Genomic DNA, 14,078 nt, shown 5'->3' with positions numbered 1-14,078 from the left:
GGCCTCCCGCCCCCGCGCCCCCGCCACCCGGGGTCCCCCCGCCGCCCAGACCCGCCCCCCCCCCCCCCCCAAAACCGGGGGGGGGGGGGCGGGGGGGCCCCCCCCCCCCCCCACAACTGACGATTCGATCTACTGGGTCAGGCGTGCTGGGTCACCGGCTTGAAGGAGGGCCGGGTGGTCTCGTACGCGGCGATGTCGTCCTCGTGGGAGAGCGTGATGCCGATGTCATCGAGGCCCTCCAGGAGGCGCCAGCGGGTGTAGTCGTCGATGTCGAAGGAGTCCTCGATCGCGTCGGGGCCCTCGCCGGCACGGACGGTGCGCGACTCCAGGTCAACCGTGATCTGGGCGCCGGGGTTGTCGTCGAGGTGGTCCCACAGCTTCTGGACGACCTTCTCGTCGACCTTCGCGGCGAGCAGGCCGGCCTTGCCGGAGTTGCCGCGGAAGATGTCGCCGAAGCGGCTCGAGATGACGACGCGGAACCCGTAGTCCATCAGCGCCCAGACGGCGTGCTCACGCGAGGAGCCGGTGCCGAAGTCGGGGCCGGCGACGAGGACGGAGGCCCCGGCGTACGCCTCGTTGTTGAGCACGAAGGTCGGGTCGTTGCGCCAGGCCGCGAAGAGGCCGTCCTCGAAGCCGGTGCGGGTGACCCGCTTGAGGTAGACCGCGGGGATGATCTGGTCGGTGTCGACGTTGCTGCGGCGCAGGGGTACGCCGGCACCGGTGTGGGTGGTGAACTTGTCCATGTCAGGCCTCCACGAGAGTCAGGTCGGCGGGCGAGGAGAGGGTGCCGCGTACGGCGGTGGCGGCGGCCACCTCCGGCGAGACCAGGTGGGTGCGACCGCCCTTGCCCTGGCGACCCTCGAAGTTGCGGTTGGAGGTCGAGGCCGAGCGCTCGCCGGGGGCGAGGGTGTCGGGGTTCATGCCCAGGCACATCGAGCATCCCGCGCCACGCCATTCGGCGCCGGCGTCGAGGAAGATCTTGTGCAGACCCTCCTCCTCGGCCTGGAGGCGCACCTTGGCCGAGCCGGGGACGACCAGGAAGCGGGTGCCCTCGGCGACGTGGTGGCCCTGGATGATGTCGGCGGCCGTACGCAGGTCCTCCATGCGTCCGTTGGTGCAGGAGCCGAGGAAGACGGTGTCGATGTGCACCTCGCGCATCGGGGTGCCGGCCTCGAGGCCCATGTAGGTCAGGGCCTTCTCGGCGGCGATCTTCGCGTCGGCGTCCTCGAAGTCGTCGGGGCTCGGGACCGCGGCACCCAGCGGGACGCCCTGGCCCGGGTTGGTGCCCCAGGTGACGAACGGGGTGACCTCGGCGGCGTCGAGGACGATCTCCTTGTCGAAGGTCGCGTCCTCGTCGGTGACCAGGGACTTCCAGTGCGCGACGGCCCGGTCCCACTCGGCGCCCTTCGGAGCCTCGGGCTTGTCCTTGATGTAGGCGAAGGTGGTCTCGTCGGGGGCGATCATGCCGGCCTTGGCGCCCCACTCGATCGACATGTTGCAGATCGTCATCCGGGCCTCCATGGAGAGCGCACGGATGGCCTCGCCGCGATACTCCACGATGTAGCCCTGGCCACCGCCGGTGCCCGTCTTGGAGATCAGGGTGAGGATCAGGTCCTTGGCGCTCACGCCGTCGGGCAGCGCGCCGTCGACCGTGACCGCCATGGTCTTGGGCTTGTCCTGCATCAGCGTCTGGGTCGCCAGCACGTGCTCGACCTCGGAGGTGCCGATGCCGAAGGCGATCGCGCCGAACGCGCCGTGCGTGGAGGTGTGGGAGTCACCGCAGACGATGGTCATGCCCGGCTGGGTGAGCCCCAGCTGCGGCCCGACCACGTGCACGATCCCCTGCTCGGCGTCGCCGAGCGGGTGAAGACGTACGCCGAACTCCTCGGCGTTCTTGCGCAGCGTCTCGACCTGGGTGCGGCTGACCGGGTCGGCGATCGGCTTGTCCCAGTCGAGGGTCGGGACGTTGTGGTCCTCGGTGGCGATGGTGAGGTCGGGGCGTCGGACCTTACGGTCGGACAGGCGCAGGCCCTCGAAGGCCTGCGGACTCGTCACCTCGTGGATGAGGTGAAGGTCGATGTAGAGGAGATCGGGCTCTCCCGCGGTCGACCGGACGACATGCTCGTCCCACACCTTCTCCGACAAGGTCCTGCCCATGACACTTCTCCATCTGGCATCTTTGGTCTGTAGTGGCCGGTGGCGGGTATTGCGCGCTGAGGTCGCAATGTCAGATCCGCCACTTCCAGTCTGCTTCTCCGAGCCTAACGTTGCATCTCAGGTTCTGAGAAGTTAGTCTTGCGATATGGACAGTTCCAGCGGTGTGGGCGTGCTCGACAAGGCCGCCCTTGTGCTCACAGCTCTCGAATCCGGCCCGGCGACCCTGGCAGGTCTGGTGGCCGGGACGGGTCTCGCCCGTCCGACCGCACACCGTCTGGCGGTCGCGCTCGAGCACCACCGTCTGGTCGCCCGCGACATGCAGGGCCGCTTCGTCCTCGGTCCGCGCCTGGCCGAGCTCTCCGCCGCCGCCGGCGAGGACCGGCTGCTGGCCACCGCCGGGCCTGTCCTGGCGCGTCTGCGCGACATCACCGGCGAGTCGGCGCAGCTGTGGCGGCGCCAGGGCGACTTCCGCGTCTGCGTCGCGGCCGCCGAGCGCCCCTCCGGCCTCCGCGACACCATCCCCGTCGGCTCGCAGCTGACGATGCGTGCCGGGTCGGCCGCTCAAATACTGATTGCATGGGAGGACCCCGAGCGCCTCCACCGCGGGCTGCAGAACGCCGCCTTCTCCGCCGCCGCCCTCTCCGGCATCCGCCGCCGCGGCTGGGCGCAGTCGATCGGCGAGCGCGAGGCCGGCGTCGCCTCGGTGTCGGCTCCGGTCCGCTCCCCCGGCGGCAAGGTCATCGCCGCCGTCTCCGTCTCCGGCCCCCTCGAGCGCCTCACCCGTCAGCCGGGCAAGATGCACGCTCCCGCCGTCCTCGCCGCCGCCGACCGGCTCTCGGAGTCGCTGCGGCGGGCGGCTGCCGAGTAAGACGCCGGATGCTCACCGAGGTAACTCGGTGAGCATGCGCTTCCTTCGCGGAGTTCCACGAGGGAAGCCTCACCTGACCGAGGTAACTCGGTGAGCGCTCAGTCGCAGACCTCCCGCACCGCCTCGCGTACGGCTTTGAAGTCCTCGGCCCGCGTCTGGTCCTCGGACAACCCGACGATCACCGCGACGTGGTAGTCGTCGAAGAGCACGGGCCGGGCGTCCTCGAGGTCACCGGCCACCAGCACGACGACCCCGGCCGCGGTGCCCTCGGCGAACCGCACCGACCAGGTCGGCTGCTGGAGCCCGCCGACGCGTTCGATCGTGTCCTTCGCCTCGTCGCTCGACACGTCCTGGTCGCACCTCACCTGGCCGTTGACCAGCAGCTCGTGCTCGCCCATGCTCCGGCTCTCACCGGTCGCGGGCTCCACAGGCTCCGCCGGCGAGCCCGACCCCGCTGGTTGCGTGGCGCCCTCACCGCACCCGGCGAGGGCAGCCACGAGCGCCACGGCCACCACCGACGTACGCCACATATGCGGTCTCGGCATCAGAAGAGCGCACCGCTCTCCAGGCCCAGCAGCGTGGTCTTGCGGTCCAGGCCACCGGCGTAGCCGGTCAGGGAGCCGTCCGCACCGACGACCCGGTGACACGGGATGACGATCGGGATCGGGTTCTTGCCGTTGGCGAGCCCGACGGCGCGCGCGCCGTGGCCGGTCAGCGAGAGTCGGCCGGCGATCTGCCCGTAGGAGCAGGTCGTGCCGTACTCGATCTGCTGCAGCTGCTCCCAGACCCGCGCCTGGAACGCCGTGCCCGAGGGCGCCAGCGGGAGGTCGAAGCTCGTCCGGTCACCCTTGAAGTACTCGGCGAGCTGCCGGCCACATTCCAGCAACAGCGGATCCGAGTCGGACCGGTCCCCGAGCACCCGGCCCTTGGCATAGTCGGCCGGCATGAAGTCGATCGCGGTGATCGCGCCGTCGTGCGCGACCAGCCGGAGCTCGCCGACGGGCGAGTCGATGATGGTCCACATCAGAGTTCCTCCAGGGCAGTCAGTGAAGTCCACAGGTAGAGCAGGGCGTACGAGCGCCACGGCCGCCACCCGGCGACGTCCGCCGCGGGCGCACCGAGCGCTTCCAGCGCTCGTTTGATGCCGACATCGGTCGGCAGGAAGACATCGGGATGGCCGAGCGCGCGCAGCGCGACGTAGTCGGCGGTCCAGGGTCCGACGCCGGGCAGGCCGATCAGCTGCTCGTGCACGACGTCACGGTCGGTGCCGCGGTCCAGCTGGAGCTCGCCGGAGGCGAGCGCCGCGGCCAGGCCGGTGACCGCACGCCCGCGCGAGCGCGGCATCGGCATGCCGGCCGGGTCGGCTGCGGCGAGGGTGTCCGCGGACGGGAACAGATGGGTGAGGCCGTCGATGTCGGTCGTGATCGGGCGGCCGTGCTCGGCGACGATCCCCGCCAGCACGGTGCGCGCCCCGGCGACCGAGACCTGCTGTCCCACGATCGTACGCAGCGCCAGCTCGCCCCCGTCGACGGTGCCCGGCACCCGGAGCCCCGGCAGCGCCAGGGCCAGCGGGCCGATCACCTCGTCCCCGACGAAGACGTCGCCGACCGCACGCGGGTCGCAGTCGGCGTCGAGCAGCCGGCGGGCGCGCTCGACGGCGGCGGTGGTGTCGCGCAGGTCGGCGAGCTTGAAGGTCGCGTGGACGAAGCCAGTCTCGCCCTCGGGGATGTCGGCCAGCTCGAGACGCAGCGTGCCGGGCCCGTTGGGCAGGTCGAGGGTGCGGGCGAACCATCGCCGCCCGTCGTCGACCCCGGCGGCCTCGACGCCCGGCACCAGGTGGTCGCGCAGGAACGCATGCAGCGCTCGGCCGGCGAACGGCGTACGGACGGCGAGCCGCAGCGCGATCGTCCCGTCGGCCCGGCGCCGCGAGCCGCGGCGTCCGCGGAGCTCGGTCGGCGAGGCCGCATAGACCTCGCGGACGGTGTCGTTGAACTGACGTACGCTCGAGAAGCCGGCCGCGAAGGCGATGTCCGCGAAGCCGAGCTCGGTGGTCTCCACCAGCGTCCGGGCGGTCTGCGCGCGGCGCGCCCTGGCCAGTGCCAAGGGACCGGCGCCGAGCTCGGTGGTCAGCAGCCGGGTCAGGTGGCGCGGCGAGTAGCCGACCCGACGAGCCAGCCCCTCGACGCCTTCCCTGTCGACGACGCCGTCGGCGATCAGGCGCATCGCGCGCCCGGCCAGGGTCGCGGCCACGTCCCACTCCGGGCTGCCCGGGGTGGCATCGGGACGGCAGCGCTTGCAGGCCCGGTAGCCAGCGGCCTGAGCGGCCGCGGCGGTGCGGTGGAAGGAGACGTTCACCAGCGCCGGGGTCCGCGCCGGGCACGAGGGCCGGCAGTAGATCCCGGTCGAGGCGACCGCCGTGTAGAAGATGCCGTCGAAGCGCCGGTCGCGCGAACGAACGGCGCGGTAGCACGATTCGAAGTCGAGTCCGTTCACGCTCGTCGTCCCATCCATGTCCACCATGTTGCCGCGTTCGGAAAGAAATTACGCGCGGTTTTCGGACAGTGCCTTCCTCATGGTTTCACAATGCCGTTACCTGAAGCAGCAACCTCTCGGCTCACTGGCGCGTACAACCTGTGTGGGCTGCACACGCAGACGGTCCGCTCAGGCGGACGGGTGAGGGAGGGTGATGGGGACCGAATCGAGGTCGGGGACACGTACGGTCGTGCTCACCGTCGTGGTCACGATGCTGTTCTTGGCGGTCGGCACCGGGATCGGCACCTGGGCGTTCTACGACCATCTCAACAGCAATCTCGGCTCCGGGGGCGACATCAACCACCTCCTCGACGAGCCGGAGAACGAGGACGAGGGCCCCAAGCAGCCGCTCAACATCTTGATCTTGGGCACCGACGGACGTGACTGCGACGGCTGCTCGATCGACGGCGAGGGTGGCTCCGGCGGCTCCGACAGCACGATCCTGCTGCACGTCTCCGCCGACCGGACCTCGGCCTACGGCGTCTCGATCCCCCGCGACGCGCTCGTCGACCGGCCGGAGTGCACCGCCGCGGACGGCTCCACGATCCCCGAGGCGAGCGGCGTGATGTGGAACGGGGCCTACTCCCTGGGCGGCCCGATCTGCACCGCCCGCCAGACCGAGCTGCTCACCGGGATCCCGATCGACCACTACCTCGCGCTCGACTTCGCGGGTTTCCGCGGCATGGTCGACGCCGTCGGCGGCGTCACGATCTGCATCCCGGAGGCGATCGACGACGAGGAGCACAACATCTTCCTGCCCGCCGGCACCCACAACCTGCGCGGCAAACAGGCCCTCGACTACGTACGCAACCGCTCCTCCACCCCCAACGCCGACCTGGGCCGGATGCGGCGTCAGCAGTACTTCCTCACCGCCCTGGCCACCAAGGTCCTCTCCGCCGGCACCCTGACCCGCCCGCGACGGCTGGCCACGTTCGCCACCGAGCTCTCCAAGTCGATCACCACCGACGTCGGCTCCGTCGCCGAGCTGGCCGCCCTGGCCGGCGAGATGCGCGACCTCGACCCCTCGGGCATCGAGTTCGAGACCGTGCCCAACCGGGCCTACCCCACCGGCGACCCCAACTGGGGCCGTCTCGAGATCCTGCCGGAGTCCGAGGAGCTGTGGCAGCGGATGCTCGAGGACCGTCCGCTGCACGAGGCCACGGCCTCCGCCGCGCCCTCGCCGAAGGCGTCCGCCACACCGAGAGATCCCGAGGTCAGCGCCTCACCGGCCGAGGCGCCGGCCGACTCCGTGAGCCCCGAGGACCAGGAGAAGGACGCCGCCGACAACGGCCTGTGCGCACCCGCGTGAATGTGATGTGATCCACTCTGGTCATGACCAACACCACGGTTCCCGTCGGGGTCGGCGCCCTCACCTTCGATCAGGTCGTCGCCGTCGCCCGTCACAACGCTCCCATCACCCTGACCGACGAGTCGCTGACCGCGATGGCCACGAGCCGCGAGCTCATCGAGTCCCTGGCTCACGACACCCGTCCCCACTACGGCATCTCGACCGGTTTCGGCGCTCTGGCCAACACCTCGATCCCGCCCGAGCACCGCGCGCAGCTGCAGGCCTCGCTGGTCCGTTCGCACGCGGCCTCCTCGGGTGCGGAGATCGAGAAGGAGGTCGTACGCGGCCTCATGCTGCTGCGTCTCTCGACCCTCGCCACGGGGCGGACGGGTGTGCGCCCCGAGGTCGCCCAGACCTACGCGGCGCTCCTGAACGCCCAGATCACCCCGGTGATCGGTGAGTACGGCTCGCTCGGCTGCTCCGGCGACCTGGCCCCGCTGGCCCACTGCGCGCTCGCGGCGATGGGTGAGGGCGAGGTACGCGACGCCGGCGGCGACCTCGTTCCCGCCGCCGATGCGCTGGCGGCAGCCGGGATCACCCCGGTGCGGCTGCGCGAGAAGGAGGGGCTGGCGCTGATCAACGGCACCGACGGGATGCTGGCGATGCTGATCCTGGCGCTGGCCGACCTCGACGAGCTGGTGGCCACCGCCGACATCGCCGGAGCGCTCAGCATCGAGGGGCTCCAGGGCACCGACAGCGTCTTCGCCTCCGATCTACAGGAGCTGCGCCCGCACGCCGGCCAGGCGACCTCGGCGGCCAACATCCGCGCCGTCCTCGCGGGCAGCGGCATCGTCGCCGACCACCGCGGCACCGGGTTCACCCGGGTGCAGGACGCCTACTCGCTGCGCTGCGCCCCCCAGGTCCACGGCGCGGTGCGCGACACCATGGCCCACGCCGCGCGGGTGGCCGAGGTCGAGCTCGCCAGCGCGGTCGACAACCCGGTGGTCACCCTCGACGGCCGAGTCGAGTCCAACGGCAACTTCCACGGCGCACCGATCGGCTACGTACTCGACTTCCTGGCCATCGCCACCGCCGACCTCGCCTCGATCTCGGAGCGCCGCACCGACCGCTTCCTCGACAAGTCGCGCAACCACGGGCTGCCGCCGTTCCTCGCCCACGACCCCGGGGTCGACTCCGGGCACATGATCGCCCAGTACACGCAGGCCGGGATCGTCTCCGACCTCAAGCGCCTCGCGGTCCCGGCCTCTGTCGACTCCATCCCCACCTCCGCGATGCAGGAGGACCACGTCTCGATGGGCTGGAACGCCGCCCGCAAGCTGCGCCGCGCGATCTTCGGGGCCCGGCAGGTCGTCGCCATCGAGATCCTCACCGCCGCCCGCGCGATCGACATGCGCGCCCCCGAGCGTCCCGGCGCCGTCGGCGCCGCGCTGGTCGCGCAGGTCCGCGAGCTGGTCCCGCCCCCGGGCCCGGACCGGTTCCTGGCGCCCGACATCAGGGCGGTCGTGGACCTCGTCGCCACCGGTGCGCTCCTGGACAAGGCGCGCACCCTCGCCGACATCCGCTGACCGAGGCGGCGCCATTTTCCCGCCATGACGGGAAAGTGGCGCCGTACGGCCGTAGATCCCGCGACAGAATCCCGCCATGGCGGGAAAATGCGCCGACACCCACGCCCAGAACGAGCTTTTCGCCGGGCCGGTCTTACGCCCGATCCCGCGATGAGGTGAGATGGACCACATGAGCGAACCACGCACTGTCCGCGCACCGCACGGCCCCGAGATCACCGCCAAGAACTGGCAGACCGAGGCCGCCAAGCGCATGCTGATGAACAACCTCGACCCGGAGGTGGCCGAGCGCCCCGACGACCTGGTCGTCTACGGCGGCACCGGCCGCGCCGCGCGGTCCTGGGAGGCGTACGACGCCATCGTCCGCACCCTCGACGAGCTCGAGGCCGACGAGACGCTGCTGGTGCAGTCGGGCAAGCCGGTCGGCGTCTTCCGCACCCACGAGTGGGCACCGCGGGTCCTGATCGCCAACTCCAACCTCGTCGGCGACTGGGCGACCTGGCCGGAGTTCCGGCGGCTGGAGTCGCTCGGCCTGACCATGTACGGCCAGATGACCGCCGGCTCGTGGATCTACATCGGCACCCAGGGCATCCTCCAAGGGACGTATGAGTGCTTCGCCGCGATCGCGCGCAAGAAGTTCGGCGGCACGCTGGCCGGGACGCTGACCCTCACCGGCGGCGCGGGCGGCATGGGCGGCGCGCAGCCCCTCGCGGTGACGCTCAACGAGGGCGTCGTGATCGTCGTCGACGTCGACGCGGCCCGCCTCCAGCGCCGAGTCGACCACGGCTACATGGACACCGTGGCCGCGGATCTCGACGACGCGCTGGCCCAGGCCGAGGAGGCCAAGAAGTCGCGTACGCCGCGCTCCATCGGCCTCGTCGGCAACTGTGCCTCGGTCTTCCCCGAGGTCCTGGCTCGCGGGGTAGATATCGACATCGTCACCGACCAGACCTCGGCGCACGACCCGCTCTCCTACCTCCCGCTGGAGTACACCGTCGAGGAGTGGGCCGCGCGCGCCGAGGAGGACCCCGACGACTTCACCGAGAAGGCGCAGGCCTCGATGGCCAAGCACGTCGAGGCGATGGTCGGCTTCATGAGCCGTGACGCCGAGGTCTTCGACTACGGCAACTCGCTGCGCGAGGGAGCCCGCCTGGGCGGGTTCGCGAACGCGTTCGCCTTCCCCGGCTTCGTCCCCGCCTACATCCGACCGCTCTTCGAGGAGGGTCTGGGCCCGTTCCGCTGGGCAGCGCTCTCGGGCGACCCCGAGGACATCGCCAGGACCGACCGGGCGATCGTCGACCTCTTCCCCGAGAACGAGGGCCTCAAGCGCTGGATCACCCAGGCGGGCGAGAAGGTGCACTTCGAGGGCCTGCCGGCACGGATCTGCTGGCTGGGCTACAAGGAGCGCCACCTCGCCGGGCTGAAGTTCAACGAGATGGTCGCCTCCGGGGAGCTCTCGGCCCCGGTCGTCATCGGGCGCGACCACCTCGACTCCGGCTCCGTGGCCTCGCCCTACCGCGAGACCGAGGCGATGAAGGACGGGTCCGACGCGATCGCCGACTGGCCGCTGCTCAACGCGCTGCTCAACACCGCCTCCGGCGCGAGCTGGGTGAGCATCCACCACGGTGGCGGCGTCGGCATCGGCCGCTCCATCCACGCCGGCCAGGTCTGCGTCGCCGACGGCACTGCGCTCGCCGCGGAGAAGATCGAGCGGGTCCTCACCAACGACCCCGGCACCGGCGTCATGCGCCATGTCGACGCCGGCTACGAGCACGCGCGCGACGTCGCTCGCGAGCGCGGCCTCAACGTCCCGATGCTCGACTCCTGAAACCCCGCCGAGTCGGCTCATCTTGACCACGATCCGCACCGAGTCGGCTCATCCTGAGCACAATCCGCACCGAGTCGGCTCGTCATGACGGGCCGACTCGGCGAGAAATCTCGTCAAGATGAGCCGACTCGGCGAAGAAGTAGAGGAAGACTGTGAGTTTGGACGTCATCGACCTGCTCGACGAGATCGCCGATATCGGCCGCGACCCCGTCCGCGGCGGCTACTCCCGGCACGTCTACGAGCCGGCCGAGCTGGAGCTGCGCGAGTGGTTCCGGCGTACGTCGGCAGGCCTCGGGCTCGAGGTCGAGACCGACCGCAACGGCAACATCTGGGCCCACTGGGGTCCGCGGGCGGACGGGGCGATCGCGATCGGGTCCCACCTCGACTCGGTGCCGGGCGGAGGCGCCTATGACGGCCCGCTCGGCGTCGCCTCCTCCCTCGCCGCCGTCTCGGCGCTGATGGAGGAAGGCTTCGTGCCGGCTCGGCCGGTGACGGTCGCCGCGTTCGGCGAGGAGGAGGGATCCCGGTTCGGCATCGCGTGCCTCGGGTCGAAGCTGATGACCGGAGCGCTCCCCGGCGCGAAGGTCGCCGCGCTGGTCGACGAGTCCGGGGTGACGTACGCCGAGGCCTGCCGGGCCGACGGGATCGACCCGGCCGGGCTCGACCGCGACGAGGAGCGGCTGGCGAGCCTGGCGGCGTTCGTCGAGCTCCACGTGGAGCAGGGCATCGGTCTCGCCGATATCGATGCGCCGGTCGCGGTGGCCTCCTCGATCCTGGCCCATGGCCGCTGGAAGCTGGTCTTCTCCGGCGAGGGCAACCACGCCGGGGCGACCCGGATGCGGGACCGTCGCGACCCGGTCGCCGCGATGGCCGCCGCGGTCCTGGCCACCCAGCGCATCGCGTCCGCCCACGACGGTGCCGACTCCGCCCGGGCCACGATCGGCCGCCTCGTCCCGATCCCGGGCGGCACCAACGTCATCGCCTCCCGGGTGGATGCCTGGCTCGACGTACGCGGCGACACCGACCCGCAGACCCGAGCCCTCCTCAAGGAGATCCTGGAGGCGTCCCACGCGGCCGCGCAGGAGCACGGTTGCACCCTGGAGGTGACCGAGGAGTCCTACGTCTCCACCGTCGACTTCGACCCTGACCTGCAAAAACGCCTCCTCGGCCTGCTGGGCGAGGTCCCCGTGCTCGCCACCGGCGCCGGCCACGACGCCGGCATCTTCGCCGCCGAGATCCCCACCGCGATGCTGTTCACCCGCAACCCCACCGGCGTCTCCCACTCCCCCCACGAGACCGCCACCGACGAGGACTGCCGCGCCGGGGCGAAGGCGCTGACCGAGGTCGTCAGACTGCTCGCGAGCGAGCCCCGCAGATGACCCGGATCCATGCCGAGCGGGCGCTGGTCGAGGGTCGCGAGCTCACCGACGTCGTGATCGAGACGGCCGAGGGCCGGATCACCGCGATCACCCCGGGCGGGAGCACCGAGCCCGCCGACCTCCGCCTCGGCACCGTGCTCGCCGGCTCTGGCAACGCCCACTCCCACGCGTTCCACCGCGCGCTGCGCGGCAGGACGCACGACCAGGGAGGTGACTTCTGGCGCTGGCGCGAGCAGATGTACGCCGTCGCCGGCCGCCTCACCCCCGACTCCTACCAGCGCCTGGCCGAGGCGGTCTTCGCCGAGATGCTGGTGACCGGCTGGACCACCGTCGCGGAGTTCCACTACGTCCACCACCGCCCCGACGGGACGCCCCACGAGGACCCCAACGCGTTCGGCACCGCGCTCGCCGAGGCCGCGAGCAGCGTCGGCATCCGGCTGACCCTCCTCGACACCCTCTACCTGTCCAGCGCCCCGGGCAGGCCGCTCCTCCCCGAACAGCGCCGCTTCGGCGACGGCTCGGCGGCTGGTTGGCTGGGTCGCTGGCGCGACCTCCGGGCGGGGAACGGCCCGGTCACCATCGGCGCCGCGATCCATTCGGTACGAGCCGCCTCGCCCGACGACATCGCTCAGGTCGCCGCCGACCTCCCGCCCGATGTGCCCCTGCACGTCCATCTCTCCGAGCAGCCCGCGGAGAACGAGCAGTCGCTCGCGGCGTACGGGCGGACGCCCACTCAGGTTCTCGCCGACGCCGGCGCCCTCACCCCGCGGACCTGGCTGGTCCACGCCACCCACCTGACCGACGCCGACATCGCCCTCATCGCGGACAGCGGTGCCGGGGTGGTGATGTGCCCGACCACCGAGGCCGACCTCGGTGACGGCATCGGACCTGCCCGGGAGCTCGCCGACGCCGGCGTACGGATCGCCTTGGGATCCGACCAGAACGCGGTCATCGACCCCTGGCTCGAGGTGCGCGGTCTGGAGGCCGGCGAACGGCTCCGCAGCCGACAGCGCGGACGCTTCTCCCCCGCCGAGCTCGAGACCGCCCGCGCGAGCGCCGGCTACGCCGCCTGCGGCCTTCCGGGCGGCCTCCGGATCGGTGCCTGCGCCGACCTGGTGGAGATCGACCCCGAGTCCGTACGCACCGCCGGAGCCGCCCTCGACCAGCTCGCCCTGGTGGCCACCGCCACCGACGTACGTCGCGTCGTGGTCGGCGGGCGGGTGGTGGCCGAGGACGGCCGGCTGGCCGATGGTCGCGACCCGGCCGCCCTGTTCACGCACGCACTGAAGGAGCTCGGATGAGCCTGCTGCTGACCAACATCGGCGAGCTGACCACCCACGCCGAGGAGCACGGCACCCTCCGCGACGCCGCCGTGGTGATCGAGGACGGCCGCATCGCCTGGATCGGCCCCGCCGACCGGGCCCCGGCAGCGGACACCCACGACGACCTCGACGGTCGTGCGGTGCTCCCCGGCTGGGTCGACTCCCACACCCATCTGGTCTCGATGGGCGACCGCGCCGAGGAGTTCATCGACCGGATGGCCGGCCGGCCCTACGAGGCCGGCGGGATCATGCGTACGGTCGATGCGACCCGGGCCGCCACCGACGACGACCTCCGGGCGCGGGCGCGCCGGCTGCGCGAGGAGGCCTACCGCGGCGGTACCACGACGATCGAGGCCAAGACCGGCTACGGCCTCGACGTCGAGACCGAGCAGCGCCTGGCCCGGATCAGCGCCGAGCACGCCGAGGTGGTCACCTACCTCGGTGCTCACGTCGTCCCCGCGGGCGTGGACCGTCGCGCCTACATCGACCTCGTCACCGGCCCGATGCTCGCCGCCGTCGCACCCCATGCGACCTACATCGACGTCTTCTGCGAGCAGGGCGCCTTCGACGTCGAGGAGTCCCGCGAGATCCTCGAGGCCGGCCGCGCCGCGGGGCTCGGCATCAAGGTGCATGGCAACCAGCTCGGCGAGTCGGGCGGTGTCCAGCTGGCCGTCGAGATGGGCGCGACGAGCGTCGACCACTGCAACCACCTGAGCCCGCAGGACATCGAGGCGCTCGCCGGGTCCGACACCGTCGCCACGCTCCTGCCCGCCTGCGACCTCTCCACCCGCGAGCCGTTCCCGCCCGCCCGCGAGCTGGTCGATGCCGGCGTCACGATCGCGATCGCCTCCAACTGCAACCCCGGCTCCTCCTTCACGACCTCGATGGCCTTCTGCGTCGCCACCGCCGTCCTCCAGCAGCGCCTGACCTTCGAGGAGGCCCTGTGGGCAGCGACCGTCGGCGGCGCCACCGCGCTCGGCCTCGACGACCCCACGGGACGGATCAGCGAAGGCGGCCGCGCCGACCTGCACGCGCTCGATGCCCCCTCCGCCAAGCACCTGGCCTACCGCCCCGGCGTTCCCCTCACCCACCAGGTCTGGAGCAGGGGAAACCCGGTATGA

12 protein-coding genes are annotated in these 14,078 nt (G+C 71.6%); 7 read left to right on the top strand and 5 right to left on the bottom strand.

What is annotated here, in order from left to right; all coding sequences use genetic code 11:
* Window positions 1–137: 137 nt before the first annotated feature.
* Both leuD and leuC read right to left on the bottom strand, forming a co-directional pair.
* Window positions 138–743, bottom strand: a complete 606-nt coding sequence (gene leuD, locus ACIRON_RS27980; RefSeq protein ID WP_091049543.1) for a 3-isopropylmalate dehydratase small subunit — start codon at window positions 741–743, stop codon at window positions 138–140.
* Window position 744: 1 nt separating this feature from the next.
* Window positions 745–2,157, bottom strand: a complete 1,413-nt coding sequence (leuC, locus tag ACIRON_RS27975) for a 3-isopropylmalate dehydratase large subunit (protein ID WP_402997807.1) — start codon at window positions 2,155–2,157, stop codon at window positions 745–747.
* Window positions 2,158–2,302: 145 nt separating this feature from the next.
* Here leuC and ACIRON_RS27970 point away from each other — a divergent pair, with 145 nt between their 5' ends.
* Window positions 2,303–3,025, top strand: coding sequence for an IclR family transcriptional regulator (locus ACIRON_RS27970; RefSeq protein ID WP_008358359.1), 723 nt, complete (start codon window positions 2,303–2,305; stop codon window positions 3,023–3,025).
* Between the two features lie 98 nt (window positions 3,026–3,123).
* On the opposite strand, the gene ACIRON_RS27965 is transcribed toward ACIRON_RS27970, so the two are convergent.
* From ACIRON_RS27965 to ACIRON_RS27955, 3 genes are read right to left on the bottom strand one after another with little or no spacing between them, the layout of a single operon-like run.
* Window positions 3,124–3,570 (bottom strand): hypothetical protein, encoded by a 447-nt coding sequence (locus ACIRON_RS27965; protein ID WP_402997804.1) that lies wholly within the window; start codon window positions 3,568–3,570, stop codon window positions 3,124–3,126.
* Window positions 3,570–4,049, bottom strand: a complete 480-nt coding sequence (locus ACIRON_RS27960) for a methylated-DNA--[protein]-cysteine S-methyltransferase (RefSeq protein WP_091049536.1) — start codon at window positions 4,047–4,049, stop codon at window positions 3,570–3,572. Before ACIRON_RS27960 ends, ACIRON_RS27965 begins: the two co-directional genes overlap by 1 nt.
* A complete protein-coding gene (locus ACIRON_RS27955; protein ID WP_402997801.1) occupies window positions 4,049–5,536 on the bottom strand; it encodes an Ada metal-binding domain-containing protein in 1,488 nt (495 codons plus the stop codon). The genes ACIRON_RS27960 and ACIRON_RS27955 overlap by 1 nt, the downstream gene beginning before the upstream one ends.
* A 175-nt stretch (window positions 5,537–5,711) precedes the next feature.
* Between ACIRON_RS27955 and ACIRON_RS27950 the strand changes: the two genes are divergently transcribed.
* From ACIRON_RS27950 to hutI, 6 genes are all read left to right on the top strand, one after another.
* Window positions 5,712–6,866 (top strand): LCP family protein, encoded by a 1,155-nt coding sequence (locus ACIRON_RS27950; protein ID WP_402997798.1) that lies wholly within the window; start codon window positions 5,712–5,714, stop codon window positions 6,864–6,866.
* 17 nt (window positions 6,867–6,883) lie between these two features.
* Window positions 6,884–8,431, top strand: a complete 1,548-nt coding sequence (gene hutH / locus ACIRON_RS27945) for a histidine ammonia-lyase (RefSeq protein ID WP_402997818.1) — start codon at window positions 6,884–6,886, stop codon at window positions 8,429–8,431.
* Between the two features lie 169 nt (window positions 8,432–8,600).
* Window positions 8,601–10,256 (top strand): urocanate hydratase, encoded by a 1,656-nt coding sequence (gene hutU, locus ACIRON_RS27940; protein WP_402997796.1) that lies wholly within the window; start codon window positions 8,601–8,603, stop codon window positions 10,254–10,256.
* A 152-nt stretch (window positions 10,257–10,408) separates the two neighbouring features.
* Window positions 10,409–11,635 (top strand): allantoate amidohydrolase, encoded by a 1,227-nt coding sequence (locus ACIRON_RS27935; RefSeq protein WP_402997793.1) that lies wholly within the window; start codon window positions 10,409–10,411, stop codon window positions 11,633–11,635.
* A complete protein-coding gene (locus ACIRON_RS27930; RefSeq protein WP_402997790.1) occupies window positions 11,632–12,936 on the top strand; it encodes a formimidoylglutamate deiminase in 1,305 nt (434 codons plus the stop codon). The genes ACIRON_RS27935 and ACIRON_RS27930 overlap by 4 nt, the downstream gene beginning before the upstream one ends.
* On the top strand, window positions 12,933–14,078 hold the full coding sequence (gene hutI, locus ACIRON_RS27925; RefSeq protein WP_402997787.1) for an imidazolonepropionase: 1,146 nt from the start codon (window positions 12,933–12,935) through the stop codon (window positions 14,076–14,078). The genes ACIRON_RS27930 and hutI overlap by 4 nt, the downstream gene beginning before the upstream one ends.

This window comes from Nocardioides sp. NPDC101246 (genome assembly GCF_044767415.1).
Classification (GTDB): Bacteria; Actinomycetota; Actinomycetes; order Propionibacteriales; family Nocardioidaceae; genus Nocardioides.
This window is presented reverse-complemented; position numbering and strand designations above follow the sequence as displayed.